The following is a 23,927-nucleotide window of genomic DNA, read 5'->3' as shown; positions in this document are numbered from 1 at the left end:
CGCCGCAGACGGTACGCAACGGATGCCGCCGGACTGCCACAAGACACTCCGCGCCTCCGCCTCGCAGCGGTCGCTCGCCTCGAACGTACCGCTTCGAGGTTGAGCGGATGCCGGGGGTCACCGCCGCTGCCGATTTCGCTTCCCCGCCCAGGCCCGACCGCCTTGGCGCCGTTAGGATTCGTCGCATGGGCGCAGAGATTCCCGCGGGCTGGTACCCGAATCCGTGGAACGACGCGGAGGAGCTGTACTGGTCGGGCGCGGAGTGGACGGGTATCTCCCGCGCTGCCCATCGGCCCCAGCCGGCCGTCCCGCCGCCGGCTGTCGACGCCATCGAGGACTCGACCATCATGCGGCCCGCCCGGCGCTCGGCACGGTCCATGGAAGCACCCTTGATGCCGGTGCCGCTCGTGGCCCAGGCGCAGGATCCCCTCGCCTCAGCTCCGCTCTCGTCCGACCTCGAGTCCTCGCATCCCACACGTCCTTATGGCGAAGCGCAGGTCGGCCCGTCGTCCGCGTCGTCCGACAGCTTCGGCGCGCGGCAGGATGTCGCGAGCATCGCCGCACCGAACCCCAGCGCCGACACCCGGTCAGCCGAGGCGCTCACCCCGCCCGCACCACCGACACCCACCCTCGCCGGCAGTGCTCCCGCCGAGTACGCACCGCCTGCGTACCCCGCCTACGGTCAGCCCGCCGAGTCTTCGCCCGTGTCTCCCCCGCCCACCGGATACGGGCACGCCCACCCCGAGTCCGCAGGCGGACCCGGCCATCCCCAGCGCGGCTCTGCCCAACCTGGCCATCCGCAGCCCGGCTCCACGCTGCCCCGTTCGGCGCAGCCCGGCCCGGCACAGCCCGGCTCGGCGCAGCCCACAGAGTTCTTCGGCGCCGCTCACCCGGAGCCCACCTACGTACAGCCGACGGCGTCCGCGTACGCCGCGCCCGCCTCGTCTGCTCCGCTCCCGTTTCCGGTCGACACGACATGGCATCCGGAAGCGGCGCATCCAGATGCGGCCGACGCGACCACCATCCGCTGGTCGTTGAGCGCTGCCGCGCCCGCGCCACCGCAGGGCAACCCGCGGGCGCGCTTCGGACTCGTCGCGATGATCGTGGGCATCGTCGCCGCCGTGTTCGCTGTCGTTCCGGGGCTCAGCCTCGCCGCCTGGATCCCGGCATTCGGAGCCATCGCCCTCGGCATCGTCGGCTACCTGGGCGGGCGACCTCGCGGTTTCGCGCTCTCCGGGATCATCATCGGCGGCGCGGCTCTAGCCGTGGCGACCGCGGTCTCGATCTGGTTCCTGACGCAGCTGGGCCCGTTCGCCCGCTGAGACCGGTCAGCGCACGCCGCGCATGAGGCGCCGCAACGGCTTGGTCATGAGGCCGAGCACCACGCCGATCGCGATGGCGATGAGGCCGAGCACGCCGAAGTACCAGGCCTCGGTCTTGGGCGAGTAGAGCTCCGCGAGCTGTCCGCTCAGCGCCGTGCCGAGCGCGACGGACAGGAAGAACAGAGCCACCATCTGGGCACGGAACCTGGATGGCGCGAGCTTCGTCGACACCGACAGCCCGACCGGGGAGAGCAGCAGCTCCGCCACTGTGAACACGAACAGGATGCCCACCATCGCCAGCAGGGGCGTGGTGTTCTTGCCGCCTCCCGCGAACGGCAGGAAGAGCAGGAACGCGACGCCCATGATCGCCGTGCCCAGCGCGAACTTCATCGGCGTCGACGGCTGGCGGTCGCCGAGCTTCGTCCAGATCGCGGCGAACACGCCGCTGAGGATGATGATGAAGATCGGGTTGATCGACTGCACCCACGAGATCGGGAAGTCCCAGCCGAACAGATCCCGGTTGAGGCGGTTGTCGGAGTAGAAGGTGACCACGGTGAACTGCTGCTGGTAAAGGGCCCAGAACGCCGTGCTCGCAATGAAAAGCGGAATGAACGCGAAGACGCGGCTGCGTTCGACATCCGTCAGCCTGCTCGACAGGATGATCGCGAAGTACGCGATCGCAGCAGCGATCGTCACGATGATGACGACGATGGACAGGTTCGTGGCGCGGATGACGCCGACGAGCGTCAGCACGACGATCACGACCACGCCGGCAGCCGCGATGCAGCACCACAGCGCGTACCTCGATCGCGGAAGCGGATTCGATACGCGCCGCGCCTCATCCGGGAGCCGCTTGCGCCCGAAGGAGTACTGCACGAGCCCGATCGCCATGCCCAGCGCCGCCAGCCCGAATCCGTAGTGGAAGCCGATCGTGGACTGCAGCAACCCGGTCAGGAGCGGCCCGAAGAACGCGCCGAGGTTGATGCCGAGGTAGAAGATCGAGAAGCCGGCGTCGCGCCTCGTGTCGTGCTCGTCGTACAGCGTGCCGACAACGGCCGTGGCGTTGGCCTTGAGGCCACCGGAGCCGACCGCCACCAGCACAAGTCCGACTCCGACGCCGAGGAAGCCGGGAAGCAGGGCGAGCGCGATGTGCCCGCACATGATGACGATCGCGCTGTAGAACAGCACGCGCTCCGAGCCGAGCAGCCGGTCGGCGACCCAGGCGCCGATGATCGTCGACAGGTAGACGGCACCGCCGTAGGCGCCGACGATCCCGGCGGCCGTGGGCTTCGGCATGGCGAGTCCGCCGTCGGCGACCGAGAAGTAGAGATAGAGCAGCAGGATGCCCTGCATGCCGTAGAACGAGAACCGCTCCCACATCTCCACGCCGAAGATGTTGGCCAGCGACCTCGGCTGCCCGAAGAAGGTCTTCTCGTGCTTCTCTCGCGTCGTGTCGGTCGACGCCCCCGCGTCCGCACTCATGTCCTCAGGCTATGCCTCCGTGTGCGGCGCGGTACCCCGCTTGCAGCGCCGCCCGGGACGTGCCATCGCGCGCGACCGCGGGCACGCGCCCGCGCCGCGCACCCGGGCCACTTGCCCGCCCGCCCCGCCTCTCTGTCGGCGACCCTGCCCGTGCCGCTCGCCCCCGCGCCGCCTGCCCGACCACCGCCCGGCAGGGTTCGAGAACGTGTTTGACTCGCACAAAATGCGGATGGGGCGCGCTCGATCGACATTTTCTGTCAGTGAAAGCGGGATCCGCGGGAGTTGGGGTGCGCGAGATCGGCCGGCATCCGGATTCGGAGCCGCAGATTCCCGGGTGCGCCCTGCGTCCACAGGGGCACACGCCGCTCGGCGAGAGCGAAATCTGTGGATACCTTGAATGCAGCATCCCGCTCGCTCCAGGCTCGAGGGGTGCCAGCTCTCACCCCGTTGCCACCGCACGTTCGAGGAACTTCGTTCCATGTCTCCGAATACGGGTTCCACCAGCTGTCGCGCGGGCGGCTCAGGGGGAGGGATCTCGATGCCCACTTCCACGGAATCCGAAGCGTCGGCCTCTGCCTGGATGACGCATTCGATCGGGCGAGGATCTACGCCCCGCGACTGCACGACGGGCAAGTGCTCTGCAGCGTCACGGCGGCCCTGCTGTGGGACATCCCACTCCCCTTGCGGTTGCGCCGACCGACCGAGGTGCATGTCGGCGACATCCGCGGGAGCAAGCCTCGGGCACGAGGCGTCATCGGTCACCTCCTGCGGGATGTCGATCGCCGCTTCCTGGAGGAGATCCCGGTCACCTCTCCGGCGCAGACCTGGTGCCAGCTGGCAGCACTGCTTTCGCCTGAGGACCTGGTCGCCGCCGGAGACTTCCTCCTTTCAGGTAAGCGCATGCGCCACGGCCGACGGGATCCGCCGCTCTGCTCGTTGACGGACCTCGAGGAAGCACGGGCGCGATTCGGCAGGCAACCCGGCGCTGCGAACATCCGATGGGCGTTGCCCCGACTGAGGCCCGGAGTGGATTCCCGTCCGGAGTCGCTGCTTCGGCTGACATTCGTCGCTCACCGGTTGCCCGAGCCGGCCATTCAGCATCCGGTGGCCGTGCTGGGCGGGCGGATCCTGCATCCCGATCTCGCCTACCCGTTCGCAAGGCTCGGCATCGAGTACGAGGGTGACGATCATCGCCAGGACAAGGCAAGGTGGCGTGACGACCTGCGCCGCGGCGTGTTGTTCGACGACGCGGGGTGGCGGATCATCCGCGCGACGCAGGACGACCTCGACGACCCGAGCACCATCGTGCTCGCGGTGCGTCGTGCCCTGCGGCGTGCGGCGGTGCAATCTACGAGGTCGACCGCGGAATCAAAGAGGTCAACGGCGGTGCCAATACCCACGGGTACGGCCAGGCCTCGCACGCACCGACAGCCATGATCGCAGCAGTAACGCAGCGAGACCCGCTCTCACTGACATAAAATGCCAGTGGGCCCGGCGTGATCAGCACTATCTGTCAGTGAAACGGGATGTCGCGCGGTGGCGCTCACCGGCGCCATGCGCTCGTAAGGTGCCTCGGCACACGGCGGTTACGGCTGCCGCGGTATGACATTCCGTCTCACCGACAGAAAGTGCGAGTCACCGCCACGTGATCAGCACTATTTGTCAATGAAACGGAATGTCGTCTGCACCCCGTGTCGATGGCGGCGGCAGCTGTCGGTGGCGACCGCAGCTATCGACGCCGGCACCCCTCACGATTGCGGGTGCAACTGTCGATGAGAGCATGCTCACCTCGCGAGGCTCGACCGCGCGCGACCGCGGCGGCCGGCGCGCGCCCGCGCCGCGCGCCGCGGCGGCTGGACCCTATCCGGCGGCGTTCGCCTGGGCGACCATCGCGTCGACCATCTCGTCCGTGAGACCCACGCCAGGGAAGCGGCCGATCCGGCGCAGCGGCATCGAGCCCATCATGGCCACGAGCTCCTCGTTCTGGAACATGTCCGCCGCCGCGGGATTCTGCGCGGCCGCCTGCTGAAGCAGACCGGACAGCACCTGCTGTCCACCGGGATGCGCCATCCACTCGGCCAGCGACGACTGCCTGTCGAGCGGAGCGACGTGCTCGTCGACACGCAGCTCGACGCTGCCCTGCTCTCGGATGTCGCGCGAGCTCGCTCCGACCAGGATGTCGACGGACCCGTTCTCGACGTACCACCGCTTGAGCGTCGGGTGGAAGTACGCGAAGTCGCGGTATCCGAGCGTGAACGAGACCTCGCGGCTCTCACCCGGATCCAGCTCCACCGCCGCGAACCCACGCAGCTCGTTCACCGGCCTGCGCACCTGGCTGCTCGGCGCGGCGACGTACAGCTGGGCGACCTCGCGGCCCGCTACCGCCCCCGTGTTGGTCACGGTGACGGAGACGTGAACGGCCAGGTCGGCATCCGTGCCCTCGACGCTCATCGACAGTCCCGAGTACTCGAAGCCGGTGTACGACAGCCCGTGCCCGAACGGGTAGCTCACGGGCAGCCGACGCGCGTCGTACCAGCGGTATCCGACGAAGACGCCGTCGCCGTACTCCAGGTGCCCGTCGCTCCCCGGGTAGTCGAGGAACGCGGAGTTGTCCTCGAGCTGCTCCGGGATCGTCTCGGTGAGGCGTCCGGACGGGTTGACCCTGCCGAACAGGATGTCCGCGATCGCCCCGCCGCCCGCCTGCCCGAGCAGCCACCCCTCGATCACCGCGCGAGCGCCGGCCTGCCAGTTCGAGACCCGGACGGCCGACCCGTTCGACAGCACGACGACGACGTTGGCGTTCGCCTGCCCCACCTCGGCGAGCAGCGCGATCTGGTTCGTCGGAAGGTCGATGTCAGTGCGGTCGTACCCTTCCGACTCGGCGGAGGACGGCAGCCCCAGGAAGACGACGGCGACATCCGCCGCTGCCGCCACGGCCGCGGCCTCGCGCTGCAGCTCGCGCGCATCCACCCCGTCCGTGAGCGAGAAGCCGGGCGCGAACGTCACGTCGGAGCCGGCGATGCGGCGGATCTCGGTGAGCGCGTCATCCAGCCGCGTCGGCTCGATCTGCGAGCTTCCCGCACCCTGGTACCGAGGGTTGCGCGCGAACTCTCCGATGACGGCGATGGATGCGTCATCCGACAGCGGAAGGATGTCGCCCTCGTTCTTCAGCAACACGGCCGCCTTCGACGCCGCCTCCCTGGCGAGGGCGTGATGCGCCACTGCCAGCTCCTCGGGCACGGCGAGCTTGCGCCCGGGTTCTGCGACCAGATGTGCATGGTCGAACACCAGGCTCAGCACGTTCCGCACCGCAGCGTCGAGGGATGCCTCGTCCAGAGACCCTGCACGCACCGCGGCGACGATCGCGGCCGGGCCGGCCTGCGATTCGGGCATCTCGAGGTCGAGGCCCGCCGCGATGGCGGCATCCCTGTCGTTCACCGCGCCCCAGTCGGAGACGACAACGCCGTCGAATCCCCACTCGTCGCGCAGCACCTCGGTCAGCAACCAGTGGTTCTCCGTGGCGTACACGCCGTTCACCTTGTTGTAGGCGGCCATGACGGTGGCGGGAGAGGCATCCTTCACCGCGCGCTCGAAGCCGGCGAGGTAGATCTCGCGGGCGGTGCGCTCATCCAGGTCGGCGCTCACCCGAAACCGGTCCGTCTCCTGGCTGTTCGCCGCGTAGTGCTTGAGCGACGTGCCGACACCCTTCGACTGGATGCCGCGGATCAGCGCAGCGCCGAGCTCACCGGCGACGAGCGGGTCTTCCGAGAAGTACTCGAAGTTGCGCCCGCACAGCGGCGAGCGCTTGATGTTGATGCCCGGGCCAAGCAGCACCTGCACGTCGAGCGCGTTCGACTCGTCGCCGAGCGCCTGCCCGACCCGCTCGATCAGCTCGACGTCCCAGGTGGAGCCGAGACCCACCGCCGGCGGAAAGCACGTGGCGGGGAAGCTGCCGCCGATCCCGTTCTCCTGCTCGGGGGGCTGGCGGCGGACGCCGTGCGGTCCGTCGCTGAGCGTGATCGCGGGGATCCCCAGCCGATCGATGGCCCTCGTGTGCCAGAACCCGTCGCCCGTGACGAGCGCCGCCTTCTCTTCGAGGGTGAGCTGGGAGAGCATCTCGTCGACGTCGTTGGCCATGGCATCCATTCTCTCCGGGCCGACGGATGCTCGCGAGAGTTTCCGGCTCGCCCCGCGCCGCAGACAGCCCCGGCCCGGTCGGGTGCGAACCGGCTTCCCCCGACGGTCCAAGCGGATGAGCCTCTTCGTCCCGGCCGGAACGGCTGAGCCCCGCCGGCTCCGCTCGGCCCCGCCGGCCCCGCTCATCCCCGCTCAGCCCCGCCGGCCCCGCTCAGCCCTGCCGGCTCCGCTGAGCCCTGGTCCGCGCCGCAGGGCCGCGGCTACCCTCGAACTCGTGACGCACCACCTCACGCGCGACGAGGCACGGCGCATCGTGGTGCGCGCGCAGTTGCTCGACGCCGAGCGACCCTCCGACGTCGTCGAGGTGGCCGAGCAGCTCTGCTCCATCAAGATCGATCCGACCTCGGTGATCGCCCCCGCCGAGCACACGATCCTGTGGTCGCGCATCGGCTGGTCGTACGAAGCCGGACAGCTCAAGAAGGCCGTCGAGCTGGACAAGGCCCTCTTCGAGTTGGACGGCACGTTCCGGCCCGCCAGCCTCCTGCCGTTGATGCTGCCCTGGATGCGCACACGGCCGGTCCGCCACAGCACGAAGGAGTGGCTGGCCGCGAACGAGAAGTTCCGCGCCGAAGTGCTCGCCCGGCTGCGCGGCGAAGGGCCGTTGCTCGCATCCGACATCCCGGACACCGCCGCGGTGGCGGGCAACGACGAGGGCGGATGGTACGGCCCCAATCAGGTACCTCGCATGCTCGAGTTCCTCGCGCGCACGGGCGAGATCGCCGTCGTTCGCCGTGAGGGGCGCCATCGCGTCTGGGACATCACCGAGCGGGTGTTCCCGCAAGACCTGCCCGAGTACGAACCGGCGGAAGCGAAGCGGATGCTCGACGAACGGCGGTTGCAGGCCGCCGGCCTCGCGAAAGCCAAGTCGCCGTGGACGCCCGTGGGCGAGGCAGGCCAGCCCGCCACCATCGAGGGACTGCGAAGCAAGTGGCGGGTGGATCCTGACGCCCTCGCCCACCTCGACGACGACACCGACGGCCGGGTCGCACTTCTCAGCCCGTACGACGGGATGCTGTTCGACCGGCCCCGACTGCGCGACATCTTCGACTTCGAGTACGTGCTCGAGCAGTTCAAGCCGAAGCCGCAACGCCGATATGGATACTTCGCGCATCCCATCTTGATCGGCGACGTCTTCATGGGCATGCTCGACGCCGAGGTCGACCGTGAGAACCAGGTGCTGCGCGTCAACGCGGTGCACGAGCTCATCCCGTTCGAGCCCGAAGAGGACGAGATGGTGCGCGGGGAGATCGCGGATCTCGGCGAGTGGCTCGGCGTGCGCGTCGCCGAGTTCTGAGTCTCCGCCACCGCCGGTTGAGCTTGTCGAAACCGCGCCGCGAACACGGGTTTCGACAGGCTCAACCGGCGGTGGTGCTACTCCGCGAGCGCCGCTTCGAACTCGTCGACGGCCCAGTCGAGATCGGCAGCATCGACGACGATCGGCGGGGCGAAGCGGATGGTGGCACCGTGCGTGTCTTTCACGAGGATGCCGCGGCGCAGCATCCGTTCCGCAAGCTCGCGTCCCGTGCCGACCGCCGGATCGATGTCGACGCCCGCCCACAGGCCGGCGCCGCGCACCGCTGTCACACCGCGACCGACGAGCGCCTGCAGGCGGGAGTGCAGACGCGCCCCCAGCTCGCGGGCGCGTTGCTGCGGCTCGCCGGTGGCGAGCATCCGGATCACCTCGAGCGCGACCGCGCACGCCAGCGGGTTGCCGCCGAACGTGGACCCGTGCTCGCCGGGACGGATGACGGACAGGATGTCGCGATCCGCCACCACGGCGCTGACCGGCACGATGCCTCCGCCGAGCGCCTTGCCCAGAAGGTAGACATCGGGCACGACGCCCCACAGGCCGCATGCGAACGTCTCGCCCACGCGACCGAGGCCCGATTGCACCTCGTCGGCGACGAGCAGCACGCGGTTCTCGGTGCACAGCCGCCGCAGCTCGGGAAGGAAGTCGTCCGGAGGCACGATCACGCCGGCCTCGCCCTGGATCGGCTCGACGAGCACGGCGACCGTGTTCTCGTCGATCGCCGCGGCCACGGCCTGCGCGTCGCCGTACGGCACCGACCGGAAGCCCGGCGTGAATGGTCCGAAGCCGTCGCGCGCGTCCGGGTCGTCGCTGAAGCCCACGATCGTGGTCGTGCGCCCGTGGAAGTTGCCGTTGAAGACGACGATGTTCGCCGCGTCTGGCTGCACGCCCTTGACGCGGTACCCCCAGGCCCTCGCGACCTTGATGCCGGTCTCCACCGCTTCGGCGCCCGTGTTCATGGGCAGCACCAGGTCTTTGCCCGCGAGCGCCGCAAGCTCGGTCACGAACGGTCCGAGCAGATCGTGGTGGAAGGCGCGGCTCGTCAGGGTCGCGCGGTCGAGCTGCTCCTTCGCGGCCGCGACCAGTTGGGGATTGGAGTGCCCGAAGTTCACGGCGGAGTACGCGGCGAGGCAGTCCAGGTATCGCTTGCCGTCGACATCCGTCACCCACGCCCCGTCGCCGGTGGCGATCACGACGGGCAGCGGCGAGTAATTGTGAGCGGCGTGCTCGTCCTCGAGGCGCAGAAGGTCGCGGGCGGCGCCGGCGGTCGGCTGCCGCGCATCAGTCGGTTCAACAGAGATGTCGGGTTTCGACAGGCTCAACCCTCGGTCGCTCAGCGGCGCAGTTCCAGAGTGCAGCATTTCACGCCACCTCCTCCTCGCAGAAGCTCGGACAGGTCGACACCGATCGGGTTGTAGCCGCGCTCGCGAAGCTGCTTCTCGAAGCCGACGGCGCGCTTGGCGATCACGACGTTGTACCCGTCCGAGATGGAATTGAGTCCGAGGATGCCGGCATCCTCTTCGCTCACGATGACGGCGTCCGGGTAGAGCTCCTCGAGCTTGCGGCGGCTCGCCTCGTCGAACGCTGCCGGTACATAGCCGATGTTCGCGTTCTCGTCGCCGTCGAGCGGATCGAGCACGGCGATCGCCGTGTCGAGGTGGTAGAACCGCGGGTCGACGAGCTTGAGGGTGACGACCTCGCGGCCGAACACCTCGGCCAGCTCGCGGTGGCTCTCCACGCTGCTGCGGAAGCCCGTGCCGGCGAGGATGCGCGTGCCCACGAGCAGGATGTCGCCCTCCCCCTCGTTCACCTGCTTCGGCTCGACCACGCGGAACCCGTTCTGGCCGAACCACTCCATGAAGGCCGGGCCCTCGGGTGCGCGCTGCGGGTACGTGAAGAGCGCGCCGTATGCGACGCCGTCGATGATGAACCCGCCGTTCGCCGTGTAGACCATGTCGGGGAGTCCGGGGATGGGGTCGATGAGGTGCACATCGTGACCGAGCCGCACGAACGTCTCGTAGAGAGTCGTCCACTGCTCGACGGCCTTCCGGGTGTCCGTCGGCTCCTGCGGATGCATCCACGGATTGATGCGGTAGCTCACGGTGAAGTGTTCGGGACGGCACATCAGGTAGGTACGGTGGGACGACACCCGACGCGGAGCGGTGTCGCTCTCGGCACTGGTGTCGGATGCCCGTTCACGCGATCCGGGGCGAAAGCGTGCGTCAGTGGAATCGATGGCCGTCATGCTTTCCAGTTTCGCACCGAGATATTGCGGGTGTATCCCACCGGCTGCATGATTCCCGCGCAAATCACTCGGTTGACGCAACGTATCCACCTAGAATGACGTCGTGGACAACCTGGATCGGAACATCATCGACCTGCTGCGCGAGAACTCGCGCGCCTCGTACGGCGACATCGGCTCGCGTGTCGGGCTCTCCGCCTCTGCAGTGAAGCGCCGCATCGACCGGCTCGTTCTCGACGGTGTCATCAGGGGGTTCACCATCAACGTCGACCCCACGATCGACGGCATGAGCACCGAGGCCTATGTCGAGCTGTTCTGCCGCGGGACGGTCTCGCCGAGCGAGCTCCAGCGCATCCTCCTCGCGGTGCCCGAGGTGGCGGAGGCCTGCACCGTGTCGGGAAGCGCCGACGCGATCCTGCGCATCCGGTCCCGCGACATCCCGAGTCTCGAGGCCGCTCTGGAACGCGTGCGCGTGGCGCCCAGCGTCGACCACACCAGGAGCGCCATCGTGCTCTCGCGTCTCGTGCATCGCGAGATCGAGTGACGTGACGCCTGGAACGCGCGGCCAACCGACCGGTCTGCGCGCGGTGACGGTGCAACGGTGCGTCGCCTGCGCACAGTGACGGTGCAACGGCACGGGAAGAGCCGGACGAGCACGCGCTAGAACGGAGCTCGCCGCGACGTTTCCTGAATGCCTCCATAGCAATCGCTCTCGACGCACACAGCGGATTCTGTGACGATGATCGGGTGGACGAACCGACGGCCCGCCTGCTTGTGGTGGAAGACGACCCCGACATGGCCAGGCTGCTGCGTCGCGGCCTGATCGCCGAGGGTTACGACGTGCTCTCCGTCGACAACGGAGTGGATGCGCTCATCACGCTGCGCGACGCGACCGTGGATGCACTGGCCGTGGACGTGATGCTGCCCGGCATGAGCGGATTCGAGTTGTGCCGCAGGGTGCGCGAGTCCGGTCGCACCATGCCGATCCTGCTGCTCACCGCGCGCGACGCCGTCGAGGACCGCGTCTTCGGGCTGGATTCCGGCGCAGACGACTACCTCACGAAGCCGTTCGCGTTCGCCGAGCTCGCGGCCAGGCTTCGCGCCCTCCTGCGCAGGGATGCCTCGACCAAACCGACGCTGCGGGTCGGCAACCTGACCATCGACTCGCTGGAGCACAAGGCATCCGTGGGCGGCAAGCAGGTGGCGTTCAGCCCGCGCGAGTTCTCGCTCGTGCGGCTGCTGGCCATGCACGCCGGCGAGATGGTGACGCGGGCGGACATCCTCGATGACATCTGGGGCGGTCACGAGCACATCGATCAGAACGTGCTCGACCAGTACGTGTCGTACGTGCGACGCAAGCTGGATGCGTCGCAGACCGGCATCCGCATCGCGACCGTGCGAGGACTCGGCTACCGGCTCGAGCCCATCGAGCAATCCGCTCCGGCCGAGCGGGGACGCGACGCATCCGGCCGGGATGAAGCGGGCAACGGCACCATCGAACGCGGGACGCCGTCCGAGCCGAGCCGGTGAACTGGATCCGCGCCCTCTCGGGGCGCCTGTCGATCACGGCCCGCATCACGGCAGGCAGCTTCGTGGTCGCGCTGCTCATCGCTGCCGTCGCGGTCGTCGGGATCAGGGCGGGCGTGAGCGTCATCCTCGACAACGCGACCGTCACCCTGCTCGAGCACGACGCCGAGCCGTTCACGCAGCAGGTGTCGAAGAACCCGCGCGACATCGACACCGTTCCCGGCGAGGGCCAGTACGTGGCCATCGTGAGCCCGGCGGGGAAGGTGGTGATGACGAGTCTGCCGAAGTCGTTGCGGCCGTTCGGGCGCATCCAGCTCGCGAACCACGAGACCATCTCGAAGGTCAGCACCCCCGAACGCGACTACACGGTGCGCAGCGCCCCCGTCGTGCGGGCGGACGGCGTGTGGCACATCGTCACCGCGCGCAGCGGGGATGCCAACGAGCTCGTGCTCGGCAGACTCAGCGCCGCCCTCATCGTGGGCGCGGCCGCCCTGGTGGGCTTCTTCGCGCTCGCATCGTTCATCCTGGCGCGCGCCGCGCTTCGCCCGGTGAACGTGATGCGACGGCAGGCCGACCAGCTCGCTCGCCAGCAGTCCGGCACGGAACGGGTGGCGGTGGCGAGCGGCGGGCGCATCGCGGGCGACCAGGAGCGGCGGGCGGCGGCGCCCGAGCTGCTCGAGGTGCCTCCCGTGCGCGATGAGCTCGCGGCCCTGGCCGTCACGCTGAACGGCCTGATCGAAGGGCTGCGCGCATCCGCCGATCGCGAGAAGCAGCTCGTGTCGGATGCCAGCCACGAGCTGCGTACGCCGCTGGCCGTGCTGCGCGGTGAGCTCGAGCTGGCGGAGCTCGACGCCGGAGACCCCGACGCGTTGCTGTCCGACATCCGTCAGGCTCAACAGACCGTGCTGCGGCTGTCTACGCTCGCCACCAACCTGCTGGAGCTGTCGCGCATCGACGCCCACGGTGACCGCGGGTCGGCGAGCTGGCCGGAGCTCGAGAACGAGCTGGCGGCGGCGATCGACCGCATGCGACAGGCATCCGCCGTGCGTCGCATCCCGTGCACCATCGACTTCGAGGTGTCGGACGTGCCGACCCACAGGGCGGTCGCGCTCTCCGGCCAGGAGTTCGGCCGCGTCGTCGACAATCTCATCTCGAACTCCATCACCGCGATCGGGGCGGCGAAGGGCGCGGGAACCGTGACGGCGCGGCTCGGGCACGACGAGTCGTCAGTGTGCCTGTCGATCGTGGACGACGGCCCCGGCATGCCGTCGGATTTCGTCCCCGTCGCGTTCGACAGGTTCACCCGTGTCGACGCTGCACGCAACACCACGACCGGGAGCGGCCTGGGTCTCGCGATCGTCGCAGGACTGGTGGATGCCGCCCATGGCGAGATCCGGCTCACCTCCACGCCCGGCGAGGGACTCACGGTCGACATCACGCTGCCGTTCACGTCGCACTGACGCGTCGGTCCCGGCGAGGGAGCCGGGTGCCCGTTCGCCCCGGTCCGGCCACCGCTCCCGTGCAGACCGCGCGAGTCAGTCGTGCAGGATGCTTCCGAAGTGGTATCCGATGCCGCTCCACGTGGAGAGGGACACGATGCGCACCGGGATGCCGTAGTCCGGCGCCTCGATGATCATGCCTCCGCCGAGATACAGCGCGACATGCGCGTCGTCGTTGAAGAAGACCAGGTCGCCCGGCTGTGCCTGCGCCTGCGTGATCGGCGTGGCCACGGCATCCTGACTGGGCACGTAGTGCACGAGCGAGACGCCGACCGTGGCGTAGGCCACCATGGTGAGTCCCGAGCAGTCGATGCCGGAATGGGAGGTGCCGTCCAGCTCGTACGGGTCGCCCAGGTAGGTGAGCGCCGTCTCGACGATCTTCTCCCTCGCTCCGCCGTACTGCAGAGCCTCCGCCAGTGCTACGGCGACCTCTGCGCCGTTCGGTCCCGACTCGGCCGCCACGATGCCGGCGATGGCGCCCGCCACGTAGTTCTCCTTCTGGACCGGTCCGCCCGCGACGGCCGCGGAGACCTGCAGCTTCTGCGCGATGAGCCTCGAATTGCTGTCAATGGTGGCCTTCAACTGCGCGGGGCTGAGCGACTCGGCAGCGTTGGCGGGAGCCGCGAACATCAGCCCGGGGATGAGCGCGAGCGCCGCGCTTCCTGCGATCAGCGCCGGCTTGCGGGATGACCGCGCACGCGACTTCCCGTCCGCGCGTACCGCCACCGGACCGGTGGGGCGCCGGGGCTCGCGATCGGCAGTCTCGGGGGTGGTGCGGGAAGGGTTCATGGTCGCCGGGGCGGCAAACGCGGGGGCGACGAACGCCGGGGCGACTCGTGGCTCCGCGACGAACGCCGCAGGGACGCTCGGCTCTGCATCGCGTGCTGTCACGCCGGGCATCGTCGCGACGGGACGCGCCGCGATCTCCTCAGCCACTGGCGAAGTTGTGGGACGCGACGGTTTCGACGGTGCCGAGCCGAAGCGAGCCGCGATCTCCTCATCCGGCTGTGAGGAGGTCGGACGCGACGGCTCCGACGATGCGGAGCCGGAGGCGGTCCTGGACTGTCGAAGCGCTCGACGCGAGGGCAAGACCGGCGCGGCCTCACGAGCGACGAGCGGCTCGTCGACCGCGACCGGTCCGGAGGCGAGGCCGCGCATCCGCTCCCGCGCTTCTCGCCGGGACCGCGGTGCAGGAAGCGCGTGTACACCGGCTTCCGATGACGTGCCCGATGGCCCGGCGAGCGGGGCTGAAGCGAGCGAGCCTTCGGCGAGAGAGGTTTCGGCGAGCGGCGAGGCGACGGATTCAGGCGAGTCGGCGCTGAACCTGGCGATGAATTCGGAGAGATCCTCGGTTTCGATCCCGGGCGTGTGACTCGTGCCGTTGTTCGACGGACGACCCGCGATCGTCGCTGCTCTCCGACCCATGCGCTCCCAGCCTGCTCCCGTTCCGCATCGCCATCAGGCGTGGGGTACGGAGGTTGTGACTACCGTTTTCCCCCAGAATGCGGACGGCTCAGCCGACCGGGATCCACCCTAACGGGTGTCGTCGCGCGCGTTCCTGATAAAGCTCGGAGGTTCGCGCCGACGCGACGGTCAGACGAGGCGCGTGAAGTGGTACGGGATGCTCGCCCAGTCCGAGAGCGGGTCGAGCTCGACATCCCGCCCCTCCGTGGGGGCGTGCAGCACGGCGCCGTTGCCCATGTAGATGCCGACGTGCTCCTCGCTGTCGAAGACCACGAGGTCGCCGGGCTGAGCGTCGGCGGCGGAGACCGGCGATCCGGCGGCATCCTGCGTCGGCACGTAGTGCGCGAGGCCGATGCCTGCCGCCGCGTAGGCGACCATCGTGAGCCCCGAGCAGTCGATGCCGCTGTGCGAGGCGCCACCGAGCACGTACGGAGTGCCGAGGTATGACATCGCGGTCGAGACGATCGCGGCGCGGGCGTTCGGGTTGCCTGTCGCGACCAGTTCGCGTGCCATGCCCTGATCGACGCCGTAGGTGCGCTGCAGGTTGGCGGCGACGTCCACGGACCCGAAGGAGTCCTGGACGACGGCAGGCTGAGCGACATCGGATGCGACATCCAGGCGCTGGACGTCGCCGTGGGATGCGGCGTTCAAGACGGCCGTCTGCAGCGCCGCGCGTTGCAGCTCGGCCTTGCTCTCGTGCCCCGCTGCGACGTGGTGCGTGGCAGCGACCGCGCGGCTCGCGACGTGCGCGCCGTCGGCGTGCGCCGCGTAGCTGGGCAGCGCCGTGGTGAGGCTTGCGATGAGGCCGAACGAGATGCCTGCGACGGCGAGTGTGAGGTTGTGGCGGCGCACCGAACGGCTCGCCGCCGAGAAGGGGCGGCGGATGCCCGCGCGGTGCACGGCTCGAGGGAGACGTGCTCCGGTGAGTGTCGTTGTCGGGTTGTCGTACGTTGAAGAGAAGAGGCGCATAAGTAAGGACCAGGCGGGCGGCCCGCACGTACGTACGGCCACCGCGATTCGTTGGGGGCAAAAGAAAAAGCCGGTTCTCACCGGCCGCCGTCCACCGTAGATGAAGTGCACCGAGCCCTCTGCAGAGCGCACTCAGGTTCTCAAGGAGCAGATCAGAGCCGATTTCCGTGCGACCACCGCTTCGCCGGGGCCACGGCCGACGCTTCGCTCCACCTGCCCGATGGGCCGAGATCCGCATGCTGGCGCGGAACTCGGCGCCACGTCCGCGTCTGCGAAGCTGGTCGTTCGACCAGGTCTGATGTGACCGGTATCACCGGATGCGCGCGCTCGGGAACTGAGCGGCTGTCAGAGAATCGTCAGCCGCTCTTGCGGTCGATTTCAGCTTCGGACCGCCGACGCGACACGTTGCACGACACCTGCAGGCTCAGATGATGTCGTCCGTGAGCGCCGTCGGGCTTCCGAAACGGTGGTTGGTGATCGAGATCGACTGCTCCTTGAGGAACGGAAGCAGTTCGACCCGACCCGACGCCGTGACGGGCCCGGAGAACACCGCGACGTCGATCCGATCGCCCAGGGCACGAGCCAGTGCGGCCGGGTCGCCGCCGATCAGTCGGATCCGCTCGGACGGCGGTCCTTCCGGGTCCACGGCGGCGCCGGAGGTGGCCACGCGATGCAGCCACGCCGCATCCGGCTCCACGACCTCCGTCACGCCGAGATGGTGGAGCGCCTCGCGAAGCGGGCGCGGCAGCTGCATCGGGCTGCTCACGTCGAACCTGCCGCGTACCAGCGTCGCCGCGGCGGCGACGCGCAGGAGGGCGGCGATGCCTACGCCTTCGGCGAGACGGATGCTGACGCGCGCCGCCCGGTAACGGAACAGGTTGCGCTCCACGCCCAGCGCTGCGGCATCCCTGACGACGCCGAACTCGTTCGCCCAGGCGATCGCGTCGCTGAGAGCCGACCGGCGCACGAGGTCGAACTCCTCGTAGCTCATCGCCGGCTGGGCGGACTCGATGACGCGCGAGACCCGGGAGTCGAGTCCGCGCAGGTGCAGGCTGGCGCTGGACGAGCCTGTCTCCGCGGTCCACGAGCCGAGCCCGAACAGGTAGTTCCGCCCTCCCGCCTTGTGGCCCGCGCCCACGGACGACCTCTTCCATCCGCCGAACGGCTGGCGCTGCACGATGGCGCCCGTAATGCCCCGGTTCACGTACAGATTGCCCGCCTCGACGGCGGCAAGCCAGTACTGGATCTCGTCGGGATCGAGCGAGTGCAACCCGGCCGTGAGTCCGTACTCGACGCCGTTCTGCCACTCCACCGCCTGCTCGAGCGTGCGAGCGTGCATGATGCCGAGCACCGGGCCGAAGAACTCCGTCTGGTGGAAGCGCGATCCAGGCTGCACGCCGGTGCGGATACCCGGCGACCAGAGGCGCCCGGAGTCGTCCAGCCTCCTCGGCTCCACGAGCCACTGCTCGCCCGGCTCCAGCTGACGGAGGGCGTACTCGAGCTTGCCTGCCGCCGGCTCGATCAACGGGCCCATCCAGCTGACCGGCTGGTCGGGCCAGCCGACGTACACGCTCTCCGCGGCATCCGCGAGCTGGTCGAGGAATCGCCGCGACGTACCCATCGAACCGACCAGGATGACGAGGCTCGCCGCCGAGCACTTCTGGCCGGCGTTGCTGAACGCGCTCTTGATCACGTCGGCCACCGCGAGGTCGACGTCGGCGCTCGGAGTCACGACGATGGCGTTCTTGCCGCTCGTCTCGGCCAGAAGCGGAAGATCCGGCCGCCAGCTCTTGAACAGCTTCGCGGTCTCGTACGCGCCGGTGAGGATGACCCGGTCCACTCGCTCGTCGGCGACGAGCGCACGGCCGAGCTCGCCCTCCTCGACGTCGGCGAGCGTCATCAACTCGCGCGGAATGCCGGCCTCCCAGATGCACTCGGCGAGCACCGCAGCGCATCGTCTGGCCTGCGGTGCAGGCTTGAGCACGACACCGCTGCCGGCCGCGAGCGGACCGAGCACGCTTCCCGCGGCGATCGACACCGGGAAATTCCACGGCGGGGTGGCGACGGTGAGCCTGGAGGGCACGAACGTCGCGCCCTGCACGGTGTCGAGCTCCCTGGCGAGGGCTGCGTAGTAGTGCGCGAAGTCCACCGCCTCGCTCACCTCGGGGTCGGCCTCGGCGATCGTCTTCCCGGTCTCGGATGCCATCACCTCGATGAGCCGGTCGCGGTTCGCCGAGAGTGCGAGGCCGACCCGGTCGAGGGCCGCGGCCCTGGCGCTGCCGGGAATGGAGCCCCACTGCTCGCCGGTCGCCTGCACGGTGGCGAGCAGGGTGTCGAGCATCCGTTCGTCCGTGATCCGCGCCGAGGCGATGGTCTGCTCCCCCGCGCTCGACGTGGGAACCGACGCCAGGATGCGCCTGCCCCACGACCGATTCGCCGGCAGCGACGGATCGGTGTCCGACTCGTTCCGGAAGTCGAGTCGGGCCTCGCTTGAGGCGTCGGACCGGCCGTGGTGCCCTTCTCCGCCGGGGCTTGCGGGCGCCGTCGCGAGACCTGCACGGGCCTCCGCGGCAGGCGCGGCCATCCCGTCGTCGGTCGCCGTGCCATCGGCGGCCGCATCGACCTGCCCGGGGTGTGCCTCGGTCTGCGGTGCGGGAGCCGCTACGGCGTCGGACGGCTCTAGTACGATCCCCGTCGTCGGGAAGAGCCCGTTGCCGCGGGAGCCGCGCTGCAGCCCCAGCACCGTGGCCGTGAGGCCTGCCTCCGCCGCCTGCGCGGCCGGATCGACGGGCGCGGGGCGCGGGTGGAACAGCGTGGTCGGGTCGGTCTCTACCCACTCGCGCGCCCTGTCCTGTCTGCGGTTCGGGAGCGGAGCGAGCCCTCGCGGCCCGTCGTCTGCCTCGTACTCGGCGAGGGATTCCAGGAACCTCGCCTTCTCGCGCTCGAACAGCTCGGGCTTGTCGGTCAGCTCGAACGCCGCGGAGAGGAAGTCCTCGTCGGCCGCGTTCTCCTGCAGCCGTCGCATGAGGTAGGAGATGGCCACGTCGAAGTGCTTGGGATGCACGACGGGCGCGTACAACAGCAGACCGCCGACGGTGTGTGCGACCGCGTCCGCCTGCTGGGCCGCCATGCCGAGGAGCATCTCGAAGTCCACGCGGTCGTCGACACCGCGGCTGCGCGCGAGCAGCCAGGCGTGCGCGACATCGAAGAGGTTGTGCCCTGCGATGCCGATCTTCACCGCATGCGTGTGCTCAGGGGTGAGCGCCCAGTCGAGCACTCGCTTGTAGTTCGCGTCGGTGTGCACCTTGCCGTCGTACGTGGCGAGCGGCCAGCCGTGGAGCGCGGCATCCACTCGCTCCATCGGCAGGTTGGCGCCCTTCACGACCCGCACCTTGATCGGGGCACCGCCCGCAGCCCTGCGGTTCTGCGCCCACTCGGTGAGGTCCTGCAAGGCGTCGAGGGCATCGGGCAGGTACGCCTGCAGCACGATGCCGGCCTCCAGCTTCAGCAGGCGCTGGTCGCCGAGCAGCCTCTTGAAGACGGCGATGGTGAGGTTGAGGTCGTGGTACTCCTCCATGTCGAGGTTGATGAACTTCGGCGTGGGGGATGCCGCCGCGTACAGATAGAGCGGCATGAGTCGCTGCACGACGCGTGCGACCGACTCGTCGAACGCCCACATCGACAGCTGGCTGGCCACGCTCGACACTTTGATCGAGACGTAGTCGACGTCGTCGCGCTCCAGCAGCTCCCTCGTGCCCTGGAGCCGCGCATCCGCCTCGTTCTCCCCCAGCACGGCCTCGCCGAGCAGGTTGAGGTTGAGGCGGATGTGTCCCCCCGCCGCTGCCGGCCCGTTGCGGAGCGCGTCGATCGCCTTGCCCAGCCGCGCGGGCGTCGCATCCACGATGAGGTGCCCCACCATCGACCTCAGCACGCGGCGGGCGATCGGGATGACGATCCACGGCACGGCGGGCGCGATCGCCCCTCCGATGCCGATGGCCCAGCGCTGGTACCACGGCAGGAACCGGGGAATCGAGCTTCCGAGCAGGTGCAGGTTCTTGGCCGCCACGTACACGTCCTGAGGGCGCGCCACCCCGTCGACGAAGCCGACCGCGAAGTCGAGACCCACCGGGTCCTGCAGCAGGCCGGCCAGCCGTTCGGCCGCCGGGTCGCGCTTGGCGGCCTCCGGGATCGCATCCCGGGCCTCGGATGCCTGCAGCCAGGCCTGCACCAGCTCGATGGCCCTCTGGGCGAGGTCGTCTTCGGTTCCGTCGGGTCGCGCGTCAGCGCGTCTCGCCGCCGGGTCGGTGACTCCGCCGGGGGTGCGGATGCCGTCGTCGTTGGCCATGCAGTTGAGACTATTCCGCCGCGACGCACGGTGGCAGCGGATGCGTCGGCGTGCGGCGCAACGAATCGTGCGTACGACTCGACGTCGGCGCAACGTCGCATCGTGCGAGGCAGCTCAGACGCCTGCGGCGCGACCATGCGAGCCGTCCCGTGCACGAGGCGTCTGTCGAGCCGTACCGGCACACGGCGGACCCTCTGTCGGGCTGACGGCGCGTCCTGTCCCGGGGCGCCGTCCTCAGCGGGCGGGCTCTGGCTCCACGCTCACGTCAGCCGTCACGCGCGCGAAGTCGTGCAGCGTGGTGCGGACGCACGAGCCGAAGTCGTGGTCGCCCGAGATCCACGACTGGAACGAGCGATGGAAGACGGCGACGCCCAGATCGGCGGCGAGCGCTGCCTGTGCGGGCTCCGTGCCCCGTGCCACCAGCGCGTTCGCGATCGCCTCACTCATCCGGTGCAGCTTGAGCAGCTCGCGCTCTTGCAGGCTGGGAGTGGCGGCGATGACGGCCGTGCGCTTCGTCGCCCAGTCACGCAGGTCGGCGAAGAACTCTGCGGCCGCCGTCAGCGCATCGACGATGACGCCGAAGGGCGAGGCAGCCGGCGACGCGGTGACGGCAGCGACCATCGCCTGCTGCAGCCGCGCGGACCCGTCGAACAGCACCTCCCGCTTGTCCGCGAAGTGACGGAAGAACGTCCGCTCCGTCACGCCCGCGCGCTCAGCGATGTCGTGGGCGGTCGTGGCCTCGAAGCCACGCTCGGCGTAGAGCTCGAGCGCGGCGCGCTGAAGCCGTCCGCGGGCATCCGGCTCCCACCTGACCATGCGGCTCACCTCCCGTCTCCACACCGGCGGCCGTACGGTCGGCGGTTCTGCTCCGATTCTAATGATGACAGTTGCTGACATCAGTGTTATCGTCGTGATGTCAGTTGCTGACATCACTAGCCGTCATCACAGATCCGGCGCGGACAGCACCCGCCGGACGAGAAAGGAGACATCGCACATGCGCATTTTCATGACAGGAGCGTCCGGCTGGATCGGGTCCGCCGTCGTTCCACAGCTGCTGCAAGCCGGACACGAGGTCACCGGGCTGACCCGATCCGACTCCTCGGCGTCGGCACTGGAGACAGCAGGCGTCACGCCGCTCCGCGGCGGGCTCGACGACCTGGATGTGCTCCGGTCGGGCGCGGAGAACGCGGATGCCGTCATCCACCTCGGCTTCAAGCACGACTTCGACAACTTCGCGGCGTCGGGCCGTACGGAACGCGCGGCACTCGAGGTGTTCGGCGACGTTCTCCAGGGCACGAACCGCAAGTTCCTCTTTGCATCAGGAATCGCCGGGCTACGCGCGGGCGGCGTCGCCACCGAGCGCGACGCCTCTCCGTTCAAGGGCCCGGACGCCCCGCGCGGCGGGAGCGAGGAGCTCGCCCTGAGCTTCGCCGACCGCGGCATCGCCCCCGTGAGCCTGCGGTTCGCACCGACCGTGCACGGCGCAGGCGACCACGGATTCACCGCCGTGCTCGTGCAGGTCGCGCGGCAGCGCGGCGTCTCGGCATACATCGGCGACGGCGAGCACAGGTGGGCGGCCGTGCACCGCGACGACGCCGCCCGCCTGGTCGGCCTCGCGCTCGAGAAGGCCCCGGCGGGAACGGTCACTCACGCCGTCGCCGAGGAGGGCGTGCCCACCAGAGAGATGGCCAAGGCCATCGGCGACGCGCTCAACGTGCCGGTCGTCTCCATCTCCCGGGAGGACGCTGCGGCGCACTTCGGCTGGCTCGGCGGCTTCTTCGGCACCGATGTCGCGGCCTCGAGCGAGCTCACGCGTGAGCTGCTCGGTTGGCAGCCGGCCGGCATCGGGCTGCTCGCGGACATCGTCGAGAACTATGCGGGTCCGGTTCAGCTGAAGACGGCGAGCTGAACCTCGGGCACACCTTTCAGCCGGCGGCCGGGTGCGTCTCGTCGACGACCCGGCCGTCGTGCAGCTCCAGCACCCGGTCGGCGCGCGCCACCAGCAGCGGATCATGGGTCGTCACGACGGCGGCGGTTCCCCGCTGACGCACGAGCGTGACGAGAAGGTCCATGGTGGCCGCGGCCGTCATGCTGTCCAGCTGTCCGGTCGGCTCGTCGGCGAACAGCACCTCGGGTTCGGAGACGATCGCCCGAGCGATGCCGACCCGCTGCTGCTGCCCGCCCGACATCTCCGGGGGTCGCTGTGCGGCATGCCCGGTGAGGCCGACGTCCTCGAGCGCTCGGGCAACACGCTCGTCGCGCTCGTCAGCCGGCACACCGAGCAGCCGCAGCGGCAGCTCGACGTTCTCGGTCGCCGACAGCACTGGGATGAGCCCGAAGCCCTGGAAGACGAAGCCGATGCGGTCGCGACGCACGCGCACGAGCTCGTCCTCGGTCGCCGCGCTGAGCTCCAGCTCGCCGAGCCACACGGATCCACTCGTCGGACGGTCCACCGCTGCGAGCAGGTTGAGCAGCGTGGTCTTGCCCGACCCCGACCGCCCCCTGATCACGACGAGCTCGCCCTGCCGCACGTCCACGTCGACTCCCGAGCACGCCTCCACGCGGGTCGCCCCCTCGCCGAACACCCTGGTGAGCTGCCGTCCGCGCAGGATCGGGGCCGCGGATGCCTGCGTGTCGGTCGGATCCGTCATGCCCTGTCCTCCTCGTCCCCCGGCTCGGTCGGTCTCTGCGCGGAGGGCTCCTGCACCCGCTGCGCCGGTGAGACGCGCACGTGCGTCTGCTCCAGCTCGAGGCGCACGCGGTCGCGCAGCTGCAGTCGCGAGACGTATTCGGCGGGCAGTTGCAGGCGTCCGGAGCGGTCGATCACCGTGAACTCCTCGGCGACGGAGTGCTCGCCTCCTTCGCCGTGGCTGCGGAATACCTCCGTCGACGTGCGGCCGTCGCGGATCAGGACCGTGCGGCGCACATGCTCGGAGACGGCGGGGTCGTGGGTAACGATGAGCGTCGTCACGCCGAGCTCGCGGTTGACGCCTCGCATCACCTCGAGCACCTCGGCGCTCGTGGCGTCGTCGAGCTCGCCCGTCGGCTCGTCCGCGAGCAGAACCTGGGGCTCGTTCGCCAGACTCACGGCGATGGCCACGCGCTGCTGCTCGCCTCCCGAGAGCTGAGAAGGGAGCCGATCCGCCAGACGCCCGATCTCGAGCACGTCGAGCAACTCCGACGAGCGGGCCCGCCGGTTCGGAGTGCCGGCGAGCGTCATGGCCATCATGACGTTCTCCCGTGCGGTGAGGTACGGCAGCAGGTTGCGCTCGGTCTGCTGCCAGATGAAACCCACCACACGTCTGCGGTACTCCAGTCGCTGCTTGCGCGTGAGCGACAACAGATCGCGCCCCGCGACGCTCGCGCGCCCGGCTGTCGGCTTGTCGAGTCCGGAAAGTATGCCGAGCAGCGTCGACTTCCCCGAGCCCGACGCCCCGATGATGGCGACGAGCTCGCCTCGCGCCACCCCCAGGTTCAGCCCCTGCAGTGCCTGCACCTCGACGCCTTCACCCGAGTAGATGCGCACGAGATCGGAGCAGCTGATCGCAGCATCCTCCTGCACCGTCGTCAC

17 protein-coding genes are annotated in these 23,927 nt (G+C 69.5%); 7 read left to right on the top strand and 10 right to left on the bottom strand.

What is annotated here, in order from left to right; translation table 11 throughout:
* Positions 1-185 precede the first annotated feature (185 nt).
* The gene (locus VHB92_RS03105) at positions 186-1,322 is read left to right on the top strand and encodes a hypothetical protein (protein WP_325451254.1); all 1,137 of its coding nucleotides are present in this window, start codon (positions 186-188) and stop codon (positions 1,320-1,322) included.
* A gap of 6 nt (positions 1,323-1,328) precedes the next feature.
* Here the strand turns inward: VHB92_RS03105 and VHB92_RS03100 are convergent, their stop codons facing one another.
* Complete coding sequence (locus VHB92_RS03100; protein WP_325451252.1) at positions 1,329-2,804, bottom strand: peptide MFS transporter; 1,476 nt, start codon at positions 2,802-2,804, stop codon at positions 1,329-1,331.
* A 429-nt stretch (positions 2,805-3,233) separates the two neighbouring features.
* Here VHB92_RS03100 and VHB92_RS03095 point away from each other — a divergent pair, with 429 nt between their 5' ends.
* Complete coding sequence (locus VHB92_RS03095) at positions 3,234-4,241, top strand: hypothetical protein (protein WP_325451250.1); 1,008 nt, start codon at positions 3,234-3,236, stop codon at positions 4,239-4,241.
* 423 nt (positions 4,242-4,664) lie between these two features.
* Here the strand turns inward: VHB92_RS03095 and VHB92_RS03090 are convergent, their stop codons facing one another.
* Positions 4,665-6,941: a glycoside hydrolase family 3 C-terminal domain-containing protein gene (locus VHB92_RS03090; RefSeq protein ID WP_325451248.1), complete on the bottom strand. Its 2,277-nt coding sequence runs from the start codon at positions 6,939-6,941 to the stop codon at positions 4,665-4,667.
* A gap of 274 nt (positions 6,942-7,215) precedes the next feature.
* Between VHB92_RS03090 and VHB92_RS03085 the strand changes: the two genes are divergently transcribed.
* Positions 7,216-8,295, top strand: a complete 1,080-nt coding sequence (locus VHB92_RS03085; RefSeq protein WP_325451246.1) for a DNA glycosylase AlkZ-like family protein — start codon at positions 7,216-7,218, stop codon at positions 8,293-8,295.
* A 77-nt stretch (positions 8,296-8,372) separates the two neighbouring features.
* Here VHB92_RS03085 and rocD read toward each other — a convergent pair whose 3' ends face one another.
* A complete protein-coding gene (rocD, locus tag VHB92_RS03080) occupies positions 8,373-9,554 on the bottom strand; it encodes an ornithine--oxo-acid transaminase (RefSeq protein ID WP_325451317.1) in 1,182 nt (393 codons plus the stop codon).
* Positions 9,555-9,643: 89 nt separating this feature from the next.
* A complete protein-coding gene (ddaH, locus tag VHB92_RS03075) occupies positions 9,644-10,555 on the bottom strand; it encodes a dimethylargininase (RefSeq protein ID WP_333783391.1) in 912 nt (303 codons plus the stop codon).
* A 103-nt stretch (positions 10,556-10,658) separates the two neighbouring features.
* Here ddaH and VHB92_RS03070 point away from each other — a divergent pair, with 103 nt between their 5' ends.
* From VHB92_RS03070 to VHB92_RS03060, 3 genes are all read left to right on the top strand, one after another.
* Complete coding sequence (locus VHB92_RS03070; protein ID WP_325451244.1) at positions 10,659-11,096, top strand: Lrp/AsnC family transcriptional regulator; 438 nt, start codon at positions 10,659-10,661, stop codon at positions 11,094-11,096.
* 203 nt (positions 11,097-11,299) lie between these two features.
* Positions 11,300-12,082 (top strand): response regulator transcription factor, encoded by a 783-nt coding sequence (locus VHB92_RS03065; RefSeq protein ID WP_325451242.1) that lies wholly within the window; start codon positions 11,300-11,302, stop codon positions 12,080-12,082.
* Positions 12,079-13,539 (top strand): HAMP domain-containing sensor histidine kinase, encoded by a 1,461-nt coding sequence (locus VHB92_RS03060; protein ID WP_325451240.1) that lies wholly within the window; start codon positions 12,079-12,081, stop codon positions 13,537-13,539. The genes VHB92_RS03065 and VHB92_RS03060 overlap by 4 nt, the downstream gene beginning before the upstream one ends.
* Before the next feature lie 75 nt (positions 13,540-13,614).
* Here VHB92_RS03060 and VHB92_RS03055 read toward each other — a convergent pair whose 3' ends face one another.
* The 4 genes from VHB92_RS03055 to VHB92_RS03040 all read right to left on the bottom strand — a co-directional run bounded on the left by VHB92_RS03055 (position 13,615) and on the right by VHB92_RS03040 (position 21,172).
* Positions 13,615-14,469, bottom strand: coding sequence for a C40 family peptidase (locus VHB92_RS03055; RefSeq protein WP_325451239.1), 855 nt, complete (start codon positions 14,467-14,469; stop codon positions 13,615-13,617).
* A gap of 702 nt (positions 14,470-15,171) precedes the next feature.
* On the bottom strand, positions 15,172-15,942 hold the full coding sequence (locus VHB92_RS03050) for a C40 family peptidase (protein WP_325451238.1): 771 nt from the start codon (positions 15,940-15,942) through the stop codon (positions 15,172-15,174).
* Positions 15,943-16,435: 493 nt separating this feature from the next.
* Positions 16,436-20,356: a bifunctional proline dehydrogenase/L-glutamate gamma-semialdehyde dehydrogenase gene (locus tag VHB92_RS03045; RefSeq protein WP_325451236.1), complete on the bottom strand. Its 3,921-nt coding sequence runs from the start codon at positions 20,354-20,356 to the stop codon at positions 16,436-16,438.
* 234 nt (positions 20,357-20,590) lie between these two features.
* Positions 20,591-21,172, bottom strand: a complete 582-nt coding sequence (locus VHB92_RS03040; protein ID WP_325451234.1) for a TetR family transcriptional regulator — start codon at positions 21,170-21,172, stop codon at positions 20,591-20,593.
* 178 nt (positions 21,173-21,350) lie between these two features.
* On the opposite strand from VHB92_RS03040, the gene VHB92_RS03035 reads away from it, so the two are divergent.
* Positions 21,351-22,265 carry an SDR family oxidoreductase gene (locus VHB92_RS03035; RefSeq protein ID WP_325451232.1) on the top strand — a complete coding sequence of 305 codons (915 nt, stop codon included), beginning with the start codon at positions 21,351-21,353 and terminating at the stop codon, positions 22,263-22,265.
* 16 nt (positions 22,266-22,281) lie between these two features.
* On the opposite strand, the gene VHB92_RS03030 is transcribed toward VHB92_RS03035, so the two are convergent.
* Both VHB92_RS03030 and VHB92_RS03025 read right to left on the bottom strand, forming a co-directional pair.
* Positions 22,282-23,007, bottom strand: a complete 726-nt coding sequence (locus VHB92_RS03030; protein ID WP_325451230.1) for an ABC transporter ATP-binding protein — start codon at positions 23,005-23,007, stop codon at positions 22,282-22,284.
* Positions 23,004-23,927: an ABC transporter ATP-binding protein gene (locus VHB92_RS03025; RefSeq protein ID WP_325451313.1), complete on the bottom strand. Its 924-nt coding sequence runs from the start codon at positions 23,925-23,927 to the stop codon at positions 23,004-23,006. The genes VHB92_RS03030 and VHB92_RS03025 overlap by 4 nt, the downstream gene beginning before the upstream one ends.

It is taken from the genome of Humibacter sp., assembly GCF_035547335.1.
GTDB lineage: Bacteria > Actinomycetota > Actinomycetes > Actinomycetales > Microbacteriaceae > Humibacter.
The sequence above is the reverse complement of the archived record's forward strand: the minus strand, read 5'-3'. Positions and strand labels throughout refer to the sequence as shown.

What these genes read in the sequence shown, in the direction of transcription:
- VHB92_RS03035 (WP_325451232.1), top strand. Translation starts at nt 21,351, where the DNA reads ATGCGCATTTTCATGACAGGAGCGTCCGGCTGGATCGGGTCCGCCGTC.
- ddaH (WP_333783391.1), bottom strand. Translation starts at nt 10,555, where the DNA reads ATGACGGCCATCGATTCCACTGACGCACGCTTTCGCCCCGGATCGCGT.
- VHB92_RS03090 (WP_325451248.1), bottom strand. Translation starts at nt 6,941, where the DNA reads ATGGCCAACGACGTCGACGAGATGCTCTCCCAGCTCACCCTCGAAGAG.
- VHB92_RS03100 (WP_325451252.1), bottom strand. Translation starts at nt 2,804, where the DNA reads ATGAGTGCGGACGCGGGGGCGTCGACCGACACGACGCGAGAGAAGCAC.
- VHB92_RS03030 (WP_325451230.1), bottom strand. Translation starts at nt 23,007, where the DNA reads ATGACGGATCCGACCGACACGCAGGCATCCGCGGCCCCGATCCTGCGC.
- VHB92_RS03045 (WP_325451236.1), bottom strand. Translation starts at nt 20,356, where the DNA reads ATGGCCAACGACGACGGCATCCGCACCCCCGGCGGAGTCACCGACCCG.
- VHB92_RS03040 (WP_325451234.1), bottom strand. Translation starts at nt 21,172, where the DNA reads ATGGTCAGGTGGGAGCCGGATGCCCGCGGACGGCTTCAGCGCGCCGCG.
- VHB92_RS03105 (WP_325451254.1), top strand. Translation starts at nt 186, where the DNA reads ATGGGCGCAGAGATTCCCGCGGGCTGGTACCCGAATCCGTGGAACGAC.